The following is an 18,517-nucleotide window of genomic DNA, read 5'->3' on the forward strand; positions in this document are numbered from 1 at the left end:
GGTCCCCCGTGAGACGCCCCGACTCGCCGTCCCGTGCCGCGACGCTGGCCGCCGCCGCGCTGTCCGGCGCGGTCCCGACCGCGGTCGCCGCCGTCGCCGCGCTGGCCGTGCTCCAGCCCCTCCAGGTGGTCGTCTACGACGCCTACTACCGGCTGCTCGGCCCGTGGACGGCGACCACGGCGGCGACCGTCGTCCACCTCGGCGTCGGCGGCGCGCTCGCCGCGGCGGTCCCGGTCGTCGCCGTGGAACTGCTCGCCGGCGTCCACGGCCGGCGCGTCGCCACCGGCGCCGTCGCAGTGGTGGCGCTCCTCGCCGCCGTCCTGCTCGTGTCCGCGTACGTCGGCGTCGTCGGTCTGCTGACCGTCGTCGTCGCGTACCTCGCGTTCGGGGTCGCCGCGGTCGCCGCGCTCGCGGCCGCGGACACCGCACCGGCGACGACGGCGGCGTTCGCCGGGACCGCACCCGTGCTCGCGTTCCTCCTCGTGTTGCTCGCGGTGGGCCTCGGCTGGGGCGGCGGCTACGACGTCGTCGCGGAACCGACGACCGCGGACAGCACGGACGACCCCGTCGCCGACTTCGACGACGCGCCGCGGCTGGCCGCCGACCTGTTCGCGGCGTCCGCCTGCGACCCCCGCGAGGACGGCGTCTGTCGGCTGTCGCTGCGCGGGTACGCGGGCGAGTCGGCGGCCGCGCGGTTCCTCGACGACCGCGGCGTCCGCTGCCCGTACGTGAACGCGCCCGCCGCGACCCGCTACGACCGGGACGCGTCGTTCGTCGCCGAACACGACGGCGCGTACTACCGGATCAGCTGCCAGGCGTACGGCGACTGACTACTGGGGGCCGAAGGACTCGCCCTCGCGGGACTCGGCGTCCATCCGCCGGAGCGCGGCGCGAGCGTTGCTCGCCTCGTACCCGAAGAACACGTCGTCGGCGTACTCTCCGGCGACCTCCGCGGCGTGGACGAGGTTCTCGACGTCGACGTCGACGGCGTACAGTTCGACGCTGAACGGCGCGTCCAGGAGGTCCGCGAACCCCGAGGCGATGGTCTCCAGCCAGTACGTCGTCCCGTACGCGGTGTCGTAGAGGGGGACGACGAACTCGTCGACGTGCTCGGCGAGCGCGGCGACGTCCAGCCCGGAGCGCTCGTAGAGGTGGCCGGGGTAGGGGTCGGGGTACAGCGTGAGGTACGTCCGTCCGGGGATGCGGTCGGCGGCGTCGGCGACGAACTCCGTGATCACGTCGGCGCGCCAGTCGTACCAGTCCTCGACGTCGGACTCCGCGAACGCGGTCTCGCAGCGCTCGCAGTGGCAGTACTCGGCCCGCGGGAAGCCGACGTCGTCGAGCCGGACGTCCTCGGCGAGTTCCGTGCACGTCTCGACGACCTCCAGGAGCCCGTTGCGGTAGTCCGCCGCGAGCGGGCAGACGTACGACCAGTCGAAGTACGGTCGCTCGCGCGTCGCCTCGTTGCCCTCGTCGTCGACGGGCACGAGGTCGGGTTCGGTGCCGGCGGTGGCGTTGTCCCCGAAGCACGACACCATGTTGACGGCGTCCTCGACGGGGTCGGTGTGGCGGCCGGTGACGTCTTTGACCTCGTAGAACGCGCGGTCGAACTCCGGCCACTCCACTTCCTCGGCGTTCCGCGTGACGACGCCGTACATGGACGGGCGTTGGCCGCGGCCGTGGGTAAGTCGTTCGCTCCCGGCGCGGCCGGACGAGAACAGGTGGTCGGCGGGCGGTGCGTCGGCGGCGCGCTCGGCGCCGCGGCGTCAGTCGATGCGGTCGACCTCCTCGGGTTCGGGCGCCTCGTCGCCGCCGAGGACGAACTTCCAGACGAGGGCGATGACTGCGAGCACGACGACCGCTTTCAGGAGTTTCCCTGCCATACCTGACAGCTTCGCGCGCCGGCACTAAACGCTTTGCGGGGGCGGCACGCGTCTGTGATTCCTTCCCAACACGTCGGCGGCGACGCACCGACCGCGCGGTCAGTCCCGGAGGTGGTCGGTGATGTCCTCGCGCACGATCTCGCCGCAGTACTCGCAGCGCAGGCCGTCCTCGAGCACCGCGAACGCCGTCTCCACGGGCTCGCCGGCGTTCGTGATGCAGTCACGGTTCGGGCAGACGAGGACGCCGGTCACCTCCTCGGGCGGCTCGACGCGGCGCTTCTCGACGACGTCGTAGTCGCGGATGATGTTGATGGTCGCCTCCGGCGCGATGAGCGAGAGCACCTCCGCCTCGCTGTCGCTGAGCTCGCGGCCCTCGACTTTCACGACGTCCTTCCGGCCGAGGCGCTCGGACGGGACGTTCATGCCGAGGCTGACAGTCGTCCCCTCGCTGCCGTCGATGCCCAGCAGGGAGAGCACGTGCAGCGCCTCGCCGCCAGTGACGTGGTCGACGACGGTGCCGCTCCGGATCTTCGAGACGCGGAGTTCCGTGTCGGTGTCCGTCATGCTCGATCACCCCCCTCGCCGAGCAGCAGGTCGAGCAGCGCCATCCGGACCGGGACGCCGTTGTGCGCCTGCTCGAAGTACGTCGCCGCGTCCGCGTCGTCGACCTCGGGCGCGATCTCGTCCACGCGCGGCAGCGGGTGCAACACCGCGAGGTCGTCGTCGGCCGCCGCCAGCGTCTCCTCGGTGATGCGGTACTCGCCGGCGACCGCCTCGTACTCCTCCTCGTCCGGGAACCGCTCGCGCTGGATGCGCGTCACGTACAGCACGTCGAGGTTCGGGAGCACCGCGTCGAGGTCCTCGTGCTCGCGGACCTGCGCGCCCGCCTCGTGGAGGTCGTACCTGACAGAGCGCGGCAGGCGCAGGCTCTCCGGGCTGACGAAGTGCTGGCGGACGTCGAAGTTGGTGAGCGCGTGCGCCAGCGAGTGCACCGTCCGGCCGTACTTCAGGTCGCCGACGATGCCGACCGAGATGCCGTCCAGGCCGGCGCGCTCGCGGATCGTGTAGAGGTCCAGCAGCGTCTGGCTCGGGTGGTGGCCGGCGCCGTCGCCCGCGTTCAACACGGGGACGTCGACGAAGTCGCTGGCCATCTTCGCGGCGCCCTGCTTCGGGTGGCGGAGCACGAGCGCGTCCGCGTACCCCTCGACGACGCGGACCGTGTCCGCCAGCGACTCGCCTTTCTTCACTGACGACGACTCCACTGACCCCATGTCGACGACGTCGCCGCCGAGGCGCTTGGCCGCTGTCTCGAAGCTCATCTTCGTGCGCGTGCTCGGCTCGAAGAAGCACAGCCCCAGGAGCTTGTCCGCGTGCAGTTCGCGCGCGGCGCCCGGGTCGGCGTCGAAGGCGGCCGCGCGGTCGAGCACCGTCTCGACGTCGGCCCGGGAGAGCTGTTTGGCGGTGAGGAGGTGGTCGTGACGCATCGAGTAGGCACGCGTCCCCAGGGGGCGTAAATCTCTCGGGTCCCGGCCGCGGCGTCGACCGCCACCGACGCTCACACCGTCCGGACACACCACACCGGCCACGCGCTCGACAGGTCGAGACACCGGCCACCCACGTCGGCCGGCCGAGGGTTCAAGTGCGAGAGCGCGGCCACCCAACGGCGTGCTGGCAGTGGCAGGCGGCAAGGGCGGCAGCGGCAAGACGACCACCGCGCTCGGCGTCGCGGGCGCGCTCGTCCAGCGGCGGCGCCGACCGCTGGTCGCGGACTGCGACCTCGACGCGCCGAACCTCCACGTCCGCGCCGGCGTCCCGCGGGACCCCGGCGTCGACGCCCAGAACCCGGTCGCCGCCGCCCACGAGTCGCCGGTCGTCCCCGGCGTGGACGTCCTGCCGGCCGGCGACGCCGACGGCGCGGCCCTCGCCGCGACCCTCGACGCCCTCCCGGACGACCGACCCGTGCTGCTGGACTGCCCGGCCGGCGCGAGCGAGGCCGCCGCGCGGCCGGTCCGGGCGGCGGACGCCTGCGTCGTCGTCGCGACGCGCGGCCGCGAGAGCGTGGAGGACGCCGTGAAGACCGCCGAACTCGCGCGCGCCGTCGGGACGCCCGTGCGCGCGCTCGCCGTGTCGCGGTCGGCCGACGCGCCCCGCGGGCTCGAGGACGCCGCCGGCGCGCCGACCGTCCCCGTTCCAGCGGTCGAGGACCCGCTCGCGGACCGCGACGCGGCCGCCGCGTACGCGCGAGTCGCGGACTGCGCCGGGCCAAATACTTAACCGCCACACGTCCCTGTGAGGGGGTATGGAGGGGCGGCTGTCCACGGGCGTGGACGTCCTCGACCGGGAGCTCGGCGGCGGCGTCCCGGCCGGCACGGTGGTCGCGTACGAGGCGCCGCCGGCCAGCCAGGGCGAGCTACTGCTGTACGAGCTCACGCGCCCCCGCCCCACGCTGTACCTCACCACGGACCGCACCGAGCAGGCCGTCCGGGACGCCTTCGAGGCGACGAACGCGCCGACGGGCGACCCCGAGATCGGCTACATCCCGGGCGCGGACTCCCTCGAGAACGCCCGGCGCGCGTTCCGGTCGGTCCCGACCGAGTCGACGGTCATCGTCGACCCGGCGGACGCACTCGAGCGCGCGGACCGCAGCCGCTACGAGAACTTCCTGAACGAACTCGGCAACCACATGCGGAACGTCGGCGGCGTCGCGGTCCTCCACTGCCTCGACACGGGCCAGGACACCGCGCTCCGCGGCACCACCGAGCACATGGCCGACGTCGTGTTCCGGCTCCGCGTCAGCGAGGAGAACGGCGACGTCGAGACGCTGCTCACTGTGCCGAAGTTCCGCGGCGGTAACGCCCCGGACTCCTCGATCAAGCTCAACCTCGGCGAGCGCGTGCAGGTCGACACCAGCCGCGACATCGCCTGACCCGGTCGGCGGCGCTCCTGTCCCGGTCGGCGGCGCTCCTGTCCCGGTCGGTCGGCAGCCACGCGCCCGAATCGACCGCCCGCACCACCCATCGACGCCGAGCCGCGGGCTGTCGGGTCGCCGGCGCCGCAGAACGAGTCGACGCAGTCGGTCGGGTCGGTGCTCGACTGCCCCGAGGCGGTTACTCCTCGTCGACGTCGAGTTCCTCGACGATCTCGTCGGCGTCGACGTCGGCGTCCTCGAGGGCGTCCTCGACGTCGCCGAGGTCCTCGCCGCCCATGCCGCCCATGCCGCCGCCCATCATCCCGGGCATGCCGCCGTCCTGGCCGTCGATGATCTCCTGGACGACCACGCGGTCGACGGCCAGCATGTCGATGACCTGGTTGAGGATCTGGTCTTTGCCCATCATCCACTGCTGGTTGAACTGGAGCTGGGGGGACTGCTCGATGTACAGCGTCTCCTTCTCGACGGTCTCCGTGGTGGTCTCGGTCTCCCCGTCGTCGGTCTCCTCGGTGACCTCCTCTTCGACCTCGTCGGTCTCGATGTGCATGTCGAGGTCGACGTCGAAGTACATCTTCAGGAGACCGCGGGCCTTCTCGAGGGTGTCCTCGATCTCGTCGACGATCTCGTACTCGTACTCGACGTCCTCGCCGGCGAGCGGGTGGTTGAAGTCGACGCGCGCGCGGCCGCCGATGATGGCCTCGACGTGGCCGTGTTCGCCGTCGACGTCGACGTGCGCGCCGGGGTAGCGGTCGTCCTCGGGGATCTTGTTCGCGGAGACGGTGCGGACCTCGTCCTCGTCGTACTCGCCGAACGCCTGCTCTACCACGACGGTGCCCGTGTCGCCGACCGCTTTGCCGATGATGTCGTCCTCGACGGCGTCGAAGATGTGGCCCTCGCCGAGCACGATGGTGCGCGGGGAGAAGTCCTGGCCCTCGGCGTCGACGCCCTCCTCCTCGGCGACCTCCTCGTCCGTGGTGTCGACGAGTTCGCCGCCGTCGACGGTGTAGGCGGTGTACGCGAGTTCGACGAAGTCGCCCTCCTGGAGTCCGTCCTGTTCAGCCTCGGATTCGTCGGTGGTCTCGGCCTCGGGTTCGTCGGTGGTCTCGGCCTCGGGTTCGTCGCTCATACACCTACGGACTCCCGTTCCACCCTTAAGAATCACGTTTCGCGGCCGTCCGCGCGGCCGTCACCGGGTCTCCTCGAGCGCGACGAGCGCGGCCGCGTTCACGGACAGCCACGCGGTGAGCTGTCGGTCGCGGTCGACGTCCCGCGGGGAGACGGTACAGCGGTCGGGGCCGTTCTCGTACCGGACGACGGTGGCCTCCAGCGGCTCCGGGCGGTGGTCCAGCCGGGCGTGCTCGGCGGCGTCCTGGGGTGGGTCGGTAGCCATCCTGCTTCGTCGGGTGAGTCGGCTCGCACGCAGATAACCCCTGCTAAGAGCCGACCGTACCACTATTGAGTGCTCGGAAGCGTCGCGCTTTTCCGCGGCGGCGGCGAGGACTCGCGCATGTACGAGGTCGAAGTGAAGGTCCCGGCGGACCACGACGCGGTGCGGGGAGCGCTCGCGGCCCTGGGCGTGGAGCGCGCGGAGACGGTGGCGCAGGCGGACACGTACTTCGACGCGCCACACCGGGACTTCGCCGAGACGGACGAGGCGCTGCGCGTCCGCCGGACCGCCGCGGCGACCGCGGCGTTCGACCCGGCGGCCGCGGGCGAGACGTCTGGGGCCGTCGACGCCGTCCTGGACGGCGAGGACGGGGGGCCCGGCGAGTCGCGCGTGACCTACAAGGGGCCGCTGCTGGAGGCCGAGTCGAAGTCCCGCGAGGAGTTCGAGACCGGCGTCGACAGCGGCGAGGCGCTGGGCGAGATATTCGGCCGCCTGGGGTTCGAGCCGGCGGCGACGGTGCGGAAGCTCCGCGAGCGGTACCGGGTCGGCGAGTTCACGGTCCTGCTGGACGCCGTCGAGGACGTCGGCGAGTACGTCGAAGTCGAGACGGACGTCGCCGACGAGGCCGACGTGGCGGCGGCGCGCGAGGCCGCCTACGACGTGTTGCGTCGGCTGGGCCTCGACCCCGCCGACCAGGTCCGCACGTCCTACCTCGGACTCAAACTCGACGCGGCGTAGGCGAGCCAGCCGACCACCGGGGTATGCGCGAGGAGCATATTTCCGCTCGTCTCCGTTTTCGCAAGTTATAGAAGCGGAGGCGGGTAACACTCGCGCAATGACCGACCGGAATATCCGCGTGCAGTCCCTCGACCGCGGCGCCGTCGAGGACGAGGCCGTCGAGATCGTCGAGCGAAAGGGGCTCGGACACCCCGACTCCATCTGCGACGGCATCGCCGAACACGTCTGCGAACGCCTCGCCCGCGAGTACCTCGACCGCGTCGGCGAAGTCCTCCACTTCAACACCGACGAGACCCAGCTCGTCGCCGGCACCGCCGCGCCCGACTTCGGCGGCGGCGAGGTCACCGAACCCATCTACATCCTCGTCGTCGGCCGCGCCACCAGCGAGTACGTCGACGACGACGGCACCGAACACACAATCCCCGTCGAGTCCATCGCGCTCGAGGCCGCGCGGAACTACCTCCGCGAGAACCTCCCGAACCTCGACCTCGAGACCGACGTCGTCGTCGACGTCAAACTCGGCGAGGGCTCCGGCGACCTCCAGGAGGTCTTCGTCGAGGACGGCCCCAGCGTCCCGATGGCCAACGACACCAGCTTCGGCGTCGGCCACGCCCCCCTCACGGAGACCGAGCGCATCGTCTACGAGACCGAGCACTCCCTCAACGGCGAGTACGGCGCGGACAACCCCGCGGTCGGCGCCGACGTCAAGGTGATGGGGAAACGCGAGAACGACCACATCGACCTCACCGTCGCCGCCGCGCTCGTCGACACCTACGTCCCCAACCTCGAAGCGTACAAGGCAGAGATCGAGGCCATCCGCGAGCACGTCCACGACATCGCCACCGAGTACACCGACCGCGAGGTCACCGTCCACGTCAACACCGCCGACGACTACGACGCCGGCTCCATCTACCTCACCACGACCGGCACGAGCGCCGAACAGGGCGACGACGGCAGCGTCGGCCGCGGCAACCGCGCGAACGGCCTCATCACGCCGAACCGCTCGATGAGCATGGAGGCGACCTCCGGGAAGAACCCCGTCAACCACATCGGGAAGATCTACAACCTCGTCTCCACGCAGATCGCCGAGAGCGTCGTCGCCGAGGTGAGTGGCATCCGCGACCTCCGCGTCCGCCTGCTCTCCCAGATCGGCCGCCCCATCGATCAGCCCCACGTCGCCGACGTCCACGTCGTCACCGACGGCGACACGGCGCTCGGCGACGTCGAACCCCGGATTCGGGCCATCGTGGACGCCGAACTCGCGAACATCACCGACGTCACCCAGCGCGTCATCGACGGCGAACTCGCGACCTTCTGAACGCGGGCTTCGCCGCGGGAGCGGAGGTTCAAGTACTAGACCGCGACCATCCCTCGCCGTGCCCTGAACTACCGGCGCGAGTCCGGCCGAGGCGGGAGCGCGGCCCGCCGGCTCGCTGACGACGCCGCCGCCTGCTCGATTCACGCGGCGCCGGTCCGGCTCACCCCCGGTCTGCGAGTGTTCTGACCGCCGACCGACGGTAGCCGAGGCGATAGGTGTTTACTACCGCGTCGGCTTGCAACGACTATGCTCCCGCCCGGTGCCGACGCCGTCCTCGTCAGACACGGCGACGTCGGCGTGAAGTCGAGTTCGGTGCAGGCCGGCATGGAGCGGCGGCTCCGGGACAACGTCGGCGCGATGCTCGCCGACCGCGGCGTCGACGGCGAGGTCGAACGCGAGTGGGGACGCGTCGTCGTCCGCACGTCGGACCCGGACGCCGCCGCCGACGCCGCTGCCGACACGTTCGGCGTCGTCTCCGCCAGCCCCGCAGTCAGCGTCGAGCCGACCCTGGACGCCATCCGGGGGGCGCTCGCCGAGACCGCTCGCGAGCACTACGAGGGCGGCACGTACGCCGTCGACGCGCGCCGCACCGGCGACCACGCGTTCACCAGCCACGACGTCAACCGCGAGGGCGGCGACGCCGTCTGGTACGCCGTCGAGGACGACGTCGCGCCGGCGGTCGACCTCGACGACCCCGACCTCTCGTTCTTCGTGGAAGTGCGCGACGAGGAGGCGTTCGTCTTCCTGGAGAAACGCGACGGCCCGGGCGGCCTCCCGCTCGGCAGCCAGGCGCCCCTGGTGGCCCTCGTCTCCGGCGGCATCGACTCCCCGGTCGCCGCCTGGACGGCGATGAAGCGCGGCTCCCCGGTCGTCCCCCTCTACCTCGACCTCGGTCCGTACGGCGGCCCCGACCACCTCGCGCGCGCCGAGGAGACGGTCCGCCGGCTGGCCGCGTACGCGCCCGGCCGCGACCTCGACCTCCGCGTCGCCCCCGCGGGGGACGCGGTCCAGCGCCTCGCCGAGGCGACCGGTCGCACGCGGATGCTCTCCTACCGCAGGTTCATGTACCGCGTCGCCGAGCGCGTCGCCGAGGACGTCGGCGCCGCCGGCATCGTAACCGGCGAGTCCCTCGGCCAGAAGTCCAGCCAGACGGCCGCGAACTTCGCCGCCGTCGACCGCGCCACCGACCTCCCCGTCCACCGGCCGCTGTTCGCGCTCGACAAACAGGAGATCGTCGCTCGCGCCCGCGACATCGGCACGTACCGCGACTCCACCATCGACGTCGGCTGCAACCAGCTCGCGCCCAGACAGCCGCTGACTGCGGCCCCCCTCGAGAGCGTCCTCGCGGACGAACCCGACGCCCTCTTCGAGTGGGCCGACGCCGTCGCTCGCGACACCGAGCGCGCCGAGGTGGTGCCGGCGTGACCAGGGTCTGCATCCTCGGCAGCGAGGACGCCGACCTCCGCACGGACCTGTTCGCCTACGAGACCGCGCGCCGCGCGCTGGCGACCTACGACGTGCGCTCGCCGTACCGGAACACCGTCGCCGTTGACACGGTGAGCCTCGGCGCCGCCGTCTCCCTGCTGAACGACCTGAACTGGTACCTGGTGCGGCTCGCCGACGAGGCGTTCGTCCTGGAGCCGTCGGTGAGCGACGAGGAGTGGCTGTCCCGGGCTCTCGCCAGGAGGGTCCGCGACGGCGACGTTCCAGCGCCCGAGACGGACGCCCGACTGAAGGTGTACGGGGTCGCCGACGGCGAACTGGTCGAACCGATGTACGTCACGCGCGTCCAGGGCGAGCGCCCCGACTACGACCTCCGGGAGGTCGAGGACACGCTCGTCGTGCGCGTCACCGACGACGAGTTCCGCGGCTGAGTCCCGCTACTCGTCGAAGACGCCGGCGGAGAGGTAGCGCTCGCCGGAGTCCGGGAAGACGGTGACGACGAGCGGGCAGTCGTCGTAGGCCTCGCCGCCGTCGGCGAGCGCGTCCTCGTCGAGGCCGGCGTCCGCGAGGTCGTCGGCGTCGAAGGAGACCTCGGGGCAGTTCAGGCCCGGTTCGGCGACGCGTTCGGCGACGCGCTGGGCGGCGACGTACGCTGCGCCGCTGGACTGGCCGACGAGGATGCCCTGCTCGCGCGCCAGGCCGCGCACCGTCGCCTCGGCGTCCTCGACGGACACGGTCTCGACCGCGTCGACGACGTCGCGGTCGAGGAGGTCGCTGACGAACCCCGGCCCCATGCCCTGGAAGTCGTCCTCGCCGGCCTCCCCGGTCGAGAGCACGGCGTTCGACTCGGGTTCGACCGCGACGACCGACATCTCGGGGTACTCCTCCTTGAGGCGCCTCGCGGTGCCGGTAATGGTGCCGCCGGTGCCGACGCCCGCGACGAACGCGTCGACGTCGCGCCCCTCGACCTGCTCGACGATCTCCTCGGCGGTGGTGCGGTAGTGCGCGCGCGGGTTCGCCGGGTTCTCGAACTGGGCGACCCGGTAGCCGCCCCCGGCCTCGGCGATGCGGTCGGCGCGCTCGTTGGCGGTCTCCATGTCGCCGTCGACGAGTTCGAGGTCGGCGCCGTACGCGCGCAGGAGCTGGCGTCGCTCCTCGCTCATCGACGCCGGCATGACGATGGTGAGGTCGTAGCCGCGCGCGGCGGCGACGACGGCGAGCCCGATGCCGGTGTTCCCGCTGGTGGCTTCGACGAGCCGGTCGCCGGGCGAGACGTGGCCGTCGCGTTCGGCCGCCAGCACCATCTCGCGAGCGGGCCGGTCTTTCGCCGACCCTCCGGGGTTGAAGCCCTCGAGCTTCGCCGCGATGGTCGCGCCCTCGGGTGCCGGCACGCGCACGAGCGGCGACCCGACGGTCTCGAGGATGCTGTCCTTCATTGGCCGTCCGTACGCGGCACCCCCCTAAACGTGTGGCGGGCCGCGACAGAGCCTGCCGGGTTCAGGCGTCGAGGTGGGTGTCGGCGAACCCGCCCGGGCGTTTGAGGCCGTAGCCGAGCGCGCGGTCCGCGCCGACGTGGACGACCCAGACGAGCCCGACGAGGACGGCGAGGTCGGTCCCCGTGGCGACGCCGACTCCCCGAGCGAGAGCGGGCCGACGTACGTGTGCAACGCGTTGTACGTGGCGGCGCCGACGCGTGCGTCCGCGAGGTAGCCGAGCATTCCGAGGTCGGGCGCGAGAATCACCGCGAGGAACAGCCACCACGCGCCGTCCAGCGAGAGGAACGCGGCGGCGGCGAGGGCCGCGGCGGTCGCGCCCTCGGCGCGCAACAGGAGCCTGACAGACATGCCGCTCCCGACGCGGCCAGTCCCGATGAAGCCACCGACGGTCGCGACCGGAGGCGCCGCCGGGAGCGCGGGCCTTTTGCCGGTCGGCGGCCAATCCCGGGGTATGACTCTCAAGACGATGGAGCCGAACCCGGCGTGGGACCCCGACTCGTACCCCGACGTCGTGGACGCGTTCGCCGCGCTGGACGACGAGACGACGGTCCGCGTGTGGGGCGCGGACTGGTGTGGGGACTGCCGCGGCCAGCTCCCCGACTTCGCGGCGGCGCTCGAGGCGGCCGACGTGGAGAACGTCGAACAGTACCCCGTGGAGCGCGAGGACGGCGAGAAGGTCGGGCCGAAGGTCGAGGAGTACGGCGTCGACCTGATTCCGACGATCGTGGTCGAGCGCGACGGCGAAGAGCTGGCGCGGTTCGTCGAGGCGGAGCGCGTCGAGGCCGCCGTCTACCTCGCCGACCAGCTCCAGGACTGACCGCTCGGGCGCGGAACGCGGCGAGCCACCCGGTTATGCTCGGAACGTGGCGAGCCACCGGGCTATGCTCGGAACTCGGCGAGCCACTCCGCGAGTTCTCCGGTGGTGGTGACCGGCGGCGAGCACGCGCGCCGGCAGACGTACGCCGTGGGCTCGCCGTCGTCGGCGTTCCGCTCCGCCCAGACCGGGGGCGCCGCGGCGATACCGAGGTCCTCGAGCCACTCGCCGAGGCCGTCGGCCGTGGGCGGCCGCACCCCGAGCAGGCGGTGCGGCAGGAACCGTCCGCCGACCGCCTCGCGCCACTCCTCGGGCAGTCGCTCGCCGGCGACGGTGACCTCCAGGAGCCCCTCGGCGCGCGTGTCCGCGGCGAGCGCCAGCGTCGGGTGACCGGCCGGGCTGTCCCGGACGCGGCTGCCGTACCGGTCGAGCATCGCGCCGGCGGCGGCCGCGTAGCCCGCGTCCGGGTCGAACGCGTCGAGGCGGAGCAGCGTCTCGGCGGCGACGCCGACCGGTGACGGCGTCGGGCCGTCGGCGACGTCCTGGGAGCGCACGCCGACGTCCGTGACCGACTCCGGGGTCTCGTAGAGGGCGCCGGTGTCGGCGTCGTAGCACTCCGCGAGCAGGGCGTCCGCGAGAGACAGAGCGAACCCGAGGTGGTCGTGGTCGCCGGACGCCTCGTAGGTGGCGAGCGCGCCCGCCGCGAGGTACGCGTAGTCCTCGGCGTACCCGACGCCGGCGACGTCGCCCTCGATGACGCGCCGCGAGAGCCGGCTGCCGTCCCAGAGTTCCCCGCGGACGTACTCGAGTGCGTCGGCGGCGCGCTCGGCGTCGTCGGCGTCGAGTGCGAGTCCGGCCTCCGCGTACGCGGCAATCATCAGGCCGTTCCAGCCGGCGAGCACTTTCTCGTCGCGCGCCGGTCGCGGCCGGTCGGTGCGCGCGGCGCGGAGGCGCGCCTCGGCGGCCTCGATGGCCGTCCCGGCGTCGGCGGCGTCGACGCCCAGCGAGTCGGCGACCTCGTCGACGCTCGCCGAGACGGTCAGGACGGTCCGGCCGTCCTCGAAGTTGCCGGCCGCGTCGACGCCGTACCGCTCGCAGAACGCGTCCGCGAGCACCTCGTCGTCGTGGTCGCTCGGCGCGGCGTCCGCGTAGTCGGCGACAGCGTCGCGGACCTGGTCGGGCGTCCAGACGTAGAACGCGCCCTCCTCCTGTTCGCCGTCCGGGTCGTCGACGGGCGGGCTGCGGGCGTCCAGCGTCGCGTAGAAGCCGCCCTCGGGGTGGCCGAGTTCGCGGTCGACGAACGCAAGCGTCTCGCGGACGACGTCGGCGTACCGGTCGTCGCCGAACAGCCGGTAGCCGTCGACGTACGTGGCGGCGAGCGTCGCCTGGTCGTACAGCATCTTCTCGAAGTGCGGGACCGTCCAGTCGGCGTCCGTGCAGTAGCGGTGGAAGCCGCCGCCGAGGTGGTCGTAGAGGCCGCCGTCGGCCATCGCGTCGAGTGCGCGCTCCGCGGCGCCGCCGTAGGGCGTGTCCGCCGCGTCGGCGCGGTCGTGGGCGCACAGGAGGGCGTCGACGCGGCCGGTCTGGGGGAACTTGGGCGCGCGCCCGAACCCGCCGTGGGTGTCGTCGGCGGCGCGCACGAGCGCGTCCGCGGCGTCGAACAGCGGCGTCTCGTCGCCGGCCTCGACGGGGTCGGGCAGCGACTCGAGTTCGCCCGTCGCGGCGCTCATCCACTGGTCGGCGCGGTCCTCCAGTTCCCCGCGGTCGGTCTCCCACTCGTCGGCGACTCGTCGGAGGAGCACCAGGAACCCGGGCTGGTTGCCCGTGGCGTGCTTCGGGAAGTACGTGCCGACGTAGAACGGCTCCCGGTCGGGCGTCAGGAACACGGACAGCGGCCAGCCGCCACCGCCGCGGACGACCTGGCAGACGGTCATGTACAGCGAGTCGACGTCGGGGCGCTCCTCGCGGTCGACCTTCACGGGGACGAAGTGCTCGTTGAGGACGTCCGCGACCTCCGGGTCGGAGAACGACTCCTCCTCCATAACGTGACACCAGTGGCACGCCGAGTAGCCGATCGAGAGGAAGATCGGGGCGTCGTGTTCCTCGGCGGCGGCGAACGCGTCCTCGCCCCACTCCTGCCAGTGCACGGGGTTGTCGGCGTGCTGGCGCAGGTAGGGGCTGGCGGCGTCGCCGAGCCGGTTCCGGTCGGTGGGCGCGGTCATACGGGGACGTCGGGCCGCCAGCCGGTAAAACCCCCGTCACGCGGAACGCCACCCCCGCTGCAGGTCAGAACCGCCCGGGGTGACTCGGCACGGGCGGCCGCCCGACCGACCAGTTGTATGCAAGAACGAGGATAACCTCGGAGAGTGAAGGGGGAAGATTTACACTTGCTTGCGCACTCGCGTCGGGTATGACCGAACGCGTCCTGCTCGTCGGCGGCGGCGGCCGCGAACACGCCATCGCCGACGCGCTCGCCGGAGACTGCCAGCTGTACGCCTGCGCGGGCAACCGAAACCCGGGCGTCGACGCGCTCGCCGACGACTTCCGCCAACTCGACACCAGCGCCCCCGACGCAGTCGTCGACTACGCCGTCGACGTGGAGGCGACGCTCGCAGTCGTCGGCCCGGAGGGCCCGCTCGCTGCCGGGGTCGTCGACGCGCTCGACGCCGAGGACGTCTACGCGTTCGGCCCCGAGCAGGCGGACGCGCGCATCGAGACGGACAAGACCTTCCAGCGGGCGTTCATGGCCGACCACGACGTCCCCGGGCAGGCCGACTACGAGACCTTCGACGACTCCGACGCCGCCGCGGACTACGTCGAGTCCGTCGACGGCGACGTCGCGGTCAAGCCCGCCGGCCTCACGGGCGGGAAGGGCGTCCGCGTCACCGGCGACCAGGTGTCGAAGGCCGAAGCCGCCGACTACGTCCGCACCGCCGGCCACCAGGAGTGGGTCGTCGAGGAGCGCCTCGTCGGCGAGGAGGTCACCGTCCAGGCGTTCGTCGCGAACGGCGACGTCCGCCCGACGCCCGCAGCCCACGACCACGGCCGCGCCTACGAGGGCGACGAGGGCCCGAACACGGGCGGCATGGGCAGCTACACGGACACGGAGTGGACGCTCCCGTTTATGACCGACGACGAGTACGACGCCTGCGTCGACACGCTCGAAGCGGTCGTCGACGGCCTCCCCTCGTACCGCGGCGTCCTCTACGGCCAGTTCATGCTCACCGCCGACGGCCCGAAGGTCGTCGAGTTCAACGCGCGCTTCGGCGACCCCGAGGCGCTGAACACGCTTCCGACGATGGAGACGCCGCTGCTGGACGTGCTCACGGCCGCCCGCGACGGCGACCCGCTGCCGGACCTCGAGTTCGCGGACGTCGCCACCGTCTGCAAGTACGCCGTCCCCGAGGGCTACCCCACGAACCCCGAGGGCGGCACTCGGGTCACCGTCGACGAGTCGGCCTTCGAGGACGCGAACCTGTTCTACGCGAGCGTCGACGCCCGCGAGGACGGCGTCTACACCACGACCTCCCGGTCGTACGCCGTCACCGGGTTCGGCTCCTCGATCCCGGACGCGGAAGCCGAGGCGACGGCCGCGCTCGGCGACCTCCCAGAGGGACTCCGAGTGCGCACCGACATCGGCACGCGCGAACTGCTCGACGAGCGCGTCCGCCACATGCGGCGGGTCCGCGGCGACTGACGCGGCGCGGGTGACAGCCAACTGAGAATCGGCGGGTAGTTCTATACGGCCGGGCGTCGAACTCACAGCCATGACCAGTGACGAGGTCACGCGCCTCCTCCGGAAGGCGTACGGCGACGAGGTCGAGACGGTGATGAACTACCTCACGAACTCCATCGTCCTCGACGGCGTGCGCGCCGAGGAGATCAAGGAGTCCCTCCAGGCGGACATCCAGGAGGAGCTCGGGCACGCCGAACAGCTCGGCGAACGCCTCAAACAGCTCGACGAGGCGCCGCCCGCGTCCGCGGACTTCGAGGCCCGCCAGCACAGCCTCCAGCCGCCCGAGGACTCCACGGACGTCCTCTCGGTCATCGAGGGCGTCCTCGACGCGGAGGAGGACGCCATCGAGACGTACCGCGCGCTCGTCGACGCCGCCAGGGAGGCCGACGACCCCGTGACGGAGGACCTCGCGGTGACCGTCCTCGCCGACGAGGAGGCCCACCGGACGGAGTTCCGCGGCTTCCGCAAGGAGTACCGCAGCGACTGACTCGTTCCGCGGTCTTTCTGCGACTGGCGCCCGTCAGACTCGTTCCGCGGTCCTTTTGCGACCGGCGTCCGTCAGCGACGACTATGAACGTCGCTTTCGTTGTCGCTGCGACGCTGACCGGCGTCCTCGTGGGCGCGGTGTTCGCGTCGCTCCGCATCCCGATTCCGGCGCCGCCGTCGCTGGCGGGCGTCATGGGGATCGTCGGCATCTGGGCGGGGTACCGGCTCGTCCGTCACCTCGGCGTCGGTTTCGACCTGCTGGACGGGCTCGGCGTCTGAGCCGCCCGCTCGCTGGGCCGACAGACACCGCGTTCGCGTCGGCCTCGCAGGTCGGCGCGGTGCCGTTCGCTCGCCGAGCCCGCGCTCGCGGTCAGGTCACGGCCACTGCTGGCCGCGGCATCACAGAAGAACCCTCGGGCCGGTTGGCGGAACGCGCCGGCGCCGTCAGTACGAGCGCTCCTTCGGCTCGTAGGTCTGCTCGTCGCCCTCGAGGATGACGGGGCGGTACCAGAGCTCGGGCTCGCCGTCGTTCCAGGAGACGAGCGTGTGCTTGAGGTACTCCTCGTCCCTGCGCTCCTGGTGTTCGGCCCGCCAGTGCGCGCCCCGGAACTCGTCCCGGGCGAGCGCGCCCATCGTGATCGCCTCCGCGACGTCGAGGAGGTTCCGCGTCTCGATGGTGTGCTGGAGGTCGGTGTTGAACGTCCGGGACTTGTCCGCGACGTAGACGTCCTGGTAGCGCTCGCGGGCCTCGTGGATGTCCCGGAGCGCCTGCTCCAGGCCGCCCTCCTCGCGGAAGACGTTCACGTTCTCCGTCATCGTCGCCTGGAGGTCCGCGCGGACGTCGGCGTGGTTGACGCCGTCCTCGCGCTCGAGCAGCGTCTCGATGCGCTCGCGCTCGGCCTCGGCCGCCGCCTCGACGACGGCCGTCGGGTCCGCCGAGTCCGGGGCGTCGACCGCGCCGCCGTCGGTGGCGGCTTCGGCCTCGCCGGTGCGCGGTTCGCCGACCGGGAGCTCGATGTCCTCGCGCTCGAAGTCCTCGCGCGGCCCGGTCTCGATCTTCGGCTCCGGCATGTCCGCGCCGGCGGCGTGCCGGCCGGCGCGCGCGCCGAACACGAGCAGCTCGGGGAGCGCGTTCCCGCCGAGGCGGTTGCCGCCGTGCAGGCTGACGCACGCGCACTCGCCGGCCGCGTACAGGCCGCTGATGCACGTCTCGCCGTGCTCGTTCACCTCGATGCCGCCCATCGCGTAGTGCTGGCCGGGCTTGACGGGCATCGGCTCCTCGAGGCCGTCGACGCCCTCGAAGTCCTCCGCGAGGTGGAGGATGTTCTCCAGGCGGTCGACGATGCGCTCCTCGCCCAGGTGGCGCATGTCGAGGTAGACGTACTCGTCCTCGACGCCGCGGCCCTCCTGGACCTCGGTGAGTTCGGCGCGCGCGACCACGTCGCGGGACGCGAGCTCGCCGTCGTTGGTCGCGTACCCGTACTCGAACATGAAGCGCTCGCCCTCGCTGTTGTAGAGGATGCCGCCCTCGCCGCGCACGCCCTCGCTGATCAGCACGCCCGTCGAGGGGAGCGTCGTCGGGTGGAACTGGATCATCTCCATGTCCTCCATCGGGACGCCCGCGCGGTACGCGATGGCGACGCCGTCGCCCGTGTTCGCGACGGCGTTCGTGGTGTGGTCGTAGGCCTGCCCGAGGCCGCCGGTCGCCAGGATCACGCCGTCGTTGGCGCGGAACCCGGCGACCTCGCCGGACTGGACGTCCCAGGCGACGACGCCGTGGCACTCGCGGTCGTTCGGGTCGTCCTCGTCGGTGACCGCGACCTGGCTGACGTACCACTCGTCGTACACCTCGATGCCGCGTTTGACCACCTGCTGGTAGAGCGTGTGCAGCATGTGGTGGCCGGTCTCCGCGCCCGCGTACGTCGTCCGCGGGAACGACAGCCCGCCGAACGGCCGCTGGCTGACGGTGCCGTCGTCCTCGCGGGAGAACGGCATCCCCCAGTGCTCGAGCTGGATGACCTCCTCGGGCGCGTCCTGCGCGAACGTGTCGACGGCGGGCGCGTCGCCGAGGTAGTCCGACCCCTTCATCGTGTCGTAGGCGTGGTCCTGCCAGGAGTCGCCCTCGCGGAGCGCGGCGTTGATGCCGCCCTCCGCCGCCCCGGTGTGCGACCGCACCGGGTGGAGTTTCGTGACGATCGCTACGTCTGCGCCTTCCTCGTGGGCGGCGATGGCCGCGCGGAGTCCCGCGCCGCCGCCGCCGACGACGATTACGTCGTGCTCGTACATG

Annotated in this window: 19 protein-coding genes and 1 pseudogene; 11 read left to right on the plus strand and 9 right to left on the minus strand. The window is 72.1% G+C overall.

What is annotated here, in order from left to right:
- The first annotated feature begins 8 nt into the window (after positions 1-8).
- On the plus strand, positions 9-830 hold the full coding sequence (locus U5911_RS16480) for a hypothetical protein (protein WP_336038184.1): 822 nt from the start codon (positions 9-11) through the stop codon (positions 828-830).
- On the opposite strand, the gene U5911_RS16485 is transcribed toward U5911_RS16480, so the two are convergent.
- The 3 genes from U5911_RS16485 to pyrB form a co-directional block, all read right to left on the minus strand.
- Entirely contained in the window at positions 831-1,658 is an 828-nt protein-coding gene (locus U5911_RS16485) for a hypothetical protein (RefSeq protein ID WP_336038185.1), read from the minus strand.
- Positions 1,659-1,982: 324 nt separating this feature from the next.
- The gene (gene pyrI, locus U5911_RS16490; RefSeq protein ID WP_336038187.1) at positions 1,983-2,447 is read right to left on the minus strand and encodes an aspartate carbamoyltransferase regulatory subunit; all 465 of its coding nucleotides are present in this window, start codon (positions 2,445-2,447) and stop codon (positions 1,983-1,985) included.
- Positions 2,444-3,367: an aspartate carbamoyltransferase gene (gene pyrB / locus U5911_RS16495; protein WP_336038189.1), complete on the minus strand. Its 924-nt coding sequence runs from the start codon at positions 3,365-3,367 to the stop codon at positions 2,444-2,446. Before pyrB ends, pyrI begins: the two co-directional genes overlap by 4 nt.
- 181 nt (positions 3,368-3,548) lie before the next feature.
- Between pyrB and U5911_RS16500 the strand changes: the two genes are divergently transcribed.
- A complete protein-coding gene (locus U5911_RS16500) occupies positions 3,549-4,157 on the plus strand; it encodes a MinD/ParA family ATP-binding protein (RefSeq protein ID WP_336038190.1) in 609 nt (202 codons plus the stop codon).
- Between the two features lie 25 nt (positions 4,158-4,182).
- A complete protein-coding gene (locus U5911_RS16505) occupies positions 4,183-4,809 on the plus strand; it encodes an RAD55 family ATPase (RefSeq protein WP_336038191.1) in 627 nt (208 codons plus the stop codon).
- 181 nt (positions 4,810-4,990) lie between these two features.
- On the opposite strand, the gene U5911_RS16510 is transcribed toward U5911_RS16505, so the two are convergent.
- The gene (locus U5911_RS16510) at positions 4,991-5,938 is read right to left on the minus strand and encodes an FKBP-type peptidyl-prolyl cis-trans isomerase (protein WP_336038192.1); all 948 of its coding nucleotides are present in this window, start codon (positions 5,936-5,938) and stop codon (positions 4,991-4,993) included.
- A gap of 60 nt (positions 5,939-5,998) precedes the next feature.
- Positions 5,999-6,202, minus strand: coding sequence for a DUF7511 domain-containing protein (locus tag U5911_RS16515; protein ID WP_336038193.1), 204 nt, complete (start codon positions 6,200-6,202; stop codon positions 5,999-6,001).
- Between the two features lie 117 nt (positions 6,203-6,319).
- On the opposite strand from U5911_RS16515, the gene cyaB reads away from it, so the two are divergent.
- The 4 genes from cyaB (at position 6,320) to U5911_RS16535 (ending at position 10,129) form a co-directional block, all read left to right on the plus strand.
- Positions 6,320-6,937: a class IV adenylate cyclase gene (cyaB, locus tag U5911_RS16520; protein WP_336038194.1), complete on the plus strand. Its 618-nt coding sequence runs from the start codon at positions 6,320-6,322 to the stop codon at positions 6,935-6,937.
- A 97-nt stretch (positions 6,938-7,034) separates the two neighbouring features.
- On the plus strand, positions 7,035-8,255 hold the full coding sequence (locus U5911_RS16525; protein WP_336038195.1) for a methionine adenosyltransferase: 1,221 nt from the start codon (positions 7,035-7,037) through the stop codon (positions 8,253-8,255).
- Positions 8,256-8,501: 246 nt separating this feature from the next.
- Positions 8,502-9,680, plus strand: coding sequence for a tRNA sulfurtransferase (locus U5911_RS16530; RefSeq protein WP_336038196.1), 1,179 nt, complete (start codon positions 8,502-8,504; stop codon positions 9,678-9,680).
- A complete protein-coding gene (locus U5911_RS16535; protein WP_336038197.1) occupies positions 9,677-10,129 on the plus strand; it encodes a DUF5804 family protein in 453 nt (150 codons plus the stop codon). The genes U5911_RS16530 and U5911_RS16535 overlap by 4 nt, the downstream gene beginning before the upstream one ends.
- Before the next feature lie 6 nt (positions 10,130-10,135).
- On the opposite strand, the gene U5911_RS16540 is transcribed toward U5911_RS16535, so the two are convergent.
- Entirely contained in the window at positions 10,136-11,134 is a 999-nt protein-coding gene (locus U5911_RS16540; RefSeq protein ID WP_336038198.1) for a PLP-dependent cysteine synthase family protein, read from the minus strand.
- Positions 11,135-11,195: 61 nt separating this feature from the next.
- Positions 11,196-11,542 (minus strand): annotated as a pseudogene (locus U5911_RS16545) (DUF4260 domain-containing protein).
- A 103-nt stretch (positions 11,543-11,645) separates the two neighbouring features.
- Here U5911_RS16545 and U5911_RS16550 point away from each other — a divergent pair.
- A complete protein-coding gene (locus tag U5911_RS16550) occupies positions 11,646-12,011 on the plus strand; it encodes a thioredoxin family protein (RefSeq protein WP_336038201.1) in 366 nt (121 codons plus the stop codon).
- 62 nt (positions 12,012-12,073) lie between these two features.
- On the opposite strand, the gene U5911_RS16555 is transcribed toward U5911_RS16550, so the two are convergent.
- Positions 12,074-14,230: a thioredoxin domain-containing protein gene (locus tag U5911_RS16555; RefSeq protein ID WP_336038203.1), complete on the minus strand. Its 2,157-nt coding sequence runs from the start codon at positions 14,228-14,230 to the stop codon at positions 12,074-12,076.
- Between the two features lie 188 nt (positions 14,231-14,418).
- Here U5911_RS16555 and purD point away from each other — a divergent pair, with 188 nt between their 5' ends.
- From purD to U5911_RS16570, 3 genes are all read left to right on the plus strand, one after another.
- The gene (purD, locus tag U5911_RS16560; RefSeq protein ID WP_336038204.1) at positions 14,419-15,705 is read left to right on the plus strand and encodes a phosphoribosylamine--glycine ligase; all 1,287 of its coding nucleotides are present in this window, start codon (positions 14,419-14,421) and stop codon (positions 15,703-15,705) included.
- A 70-nt stretch (positions 15,706-15,775) separates the two neighbouring features.
- A complete protein-coding gene (locus U5911_RS16565; RefSeq protein WP_336038205.1) occupies positions 15,776-16,231 on the plus strand; it encodes a ferritin-like domain-containing protein in 456 nt (151 codons plus the stop codon).
- An 83-nt stretch (positions 16,232-16,314) separates the two neighbouring features.
- Entirely contained in the window at positions 16,315-16,509 is a 195-nt protein-coding gene (locus tag U5911_RS16570) for a XapX domain-containing protein (protein ID WP_336038207.1), read from the plus strand.
- Positions 16,510-16,674: 165 nt separating this feature from the next.
- Here the strand turns inward: U5911_RS16570 and U5911_RS16575 are convergent, their stop codons facing one another.
- The gene (locus tag U5911_RS16575; protein ID WP_336038209.1) at positions 16,675-18,516 is read right to left on the minus strand and encodes an FAD-binding protein; all 1,842 of its coding nucleotides are present in this window, start codon (positions 18,514-18,516) and stop codon (positions 16,675-16,677) included.
- Between the last annotated feature and the right edge of the window lies 1 nt (position 18,517).

Source organism: Halobacterium yunchengense (genome assembly GCF_037031165.1).
Lineage (GTDB): Archaea > Halobacteriota > Halobacteria > Halobacteriales > Halobacteriaceae > Halobacterium > Halobacterium yunchengense.

Excerpts from the sequence above, each read along its gene's own strand:
- pyrI (WP_336038187.1), bottom strand. The coding sequence starts at position 2,447 with ATGACGGACACCGACACGGAACTCCGCGTCTCGAAGATCCGGAGCGGC.
- U5911_RS16570 (WP_336038207.1), top strand. The coding sequence starts at position 16,315 with ATGAACGTCGCTTTCGTTGTCGCTGCGACGCTGACCGGCGTCCTCGTG.
- purD (WP_336038204.1), top strand. The coding sequence starts at position 14,419 with ATGACCGAACGCGTCCTGCTCGTCGGCGGCGGCGGCCGCGAACACGCC.
- U5911_RS16485 (WP_336038185.1), bottom strand. The coding sequence starts at position 1,658 with ATGTACGGCGTCGTCACGCGGAACGCCGAGGAAGTGGAGTGGCCGGAG.
- U5911_RS16540 (WP_336038198.1), bottom strand. The coding sequence starts at position 11,134 with ATGAAGGACAGCATCCTCGAGACCGTCGGGTCGCCGCTCGTGCGCGTG.
- U5911_RS16505 (WP_336038191.1), top strand. The coding sequence starts at position 4,183 with ATGGAGGGGCGGCTGTCCACGGGCGTGGACGTCCTCGACCGGGAGCTC.
- U5911_RS16575 (WP_336038209.1), bottom strand. The coding sequence starts at position 18,516 with ATGTACGAGCACGACGTAATCGTCGTCGGCGGCGGCGGCGCGGGACTC.
- U5911_RS16510 (WP_336038192.1), bottom strand. The coding sequence starts at position 5,938 with ATGAGCGACGAACCCGAGGCCGAGACCACCGACGAACCCGAGGCCGAG.
- U5911_RS16555 (WP_336038203.1), bottom strand. The coding sequence starts at position 14,230 with ATGACCGCGCCCACCGACCGGAACCGGCTCGGCGACGCCGCCAGCCCC.
- cyaB (WP_336038194.1), top strand. The coding sequence starts at position 6,320 with ATGTACGAGGTCGAAGTGAAGGTCCCGGCGGACCACGACGCGGTGCGG.
- U5911_RS16515 (WP_336038193.1), bottom strand. The coding sequence starts at position 6,202 with ATGGCTACCGACCCACCCCAGGACGCCGCCGAGCACGCCCGGCTGGAC.
- U5911_RS16565 (WP_336038205.1), top strand. The coding sequence starts at position 15,776 with ATGACCAGTGACGAGGTCACGCGCCTCCTCCGGAAGGCGTACGGCGAC.
- pyrB (WP_336038189.1), bottom strand. The coding sequence starts at position 3,367 with ATGCGTCACGACCACCTCCTCACCGCCAAACAGCTCTCCCGGGCCGAC.
- U5911_RS16525 (WP_336038195.1), top strand. The coding sequence starts at position 7,035 with ATGACCGACCGGAATATCCGCGTGCAGTCCCTCGACCGCGGCGCCGTC.
- U5911_RS16550 (WP_336038201.1), top strand. The coding sequence starts at position 11,646 with ATGACTCTCAAGACGATGGAGCCGAACCCGGCGTGGGACCCCGACTCG.
- U5911_RS16530 (WP_336038196.1), top strand. The coding sequence starts at position 8,502 with ATGCTCCCGCCCGGTGCCGACGCCGTCCTCGTCAGACACGGCGACGTC.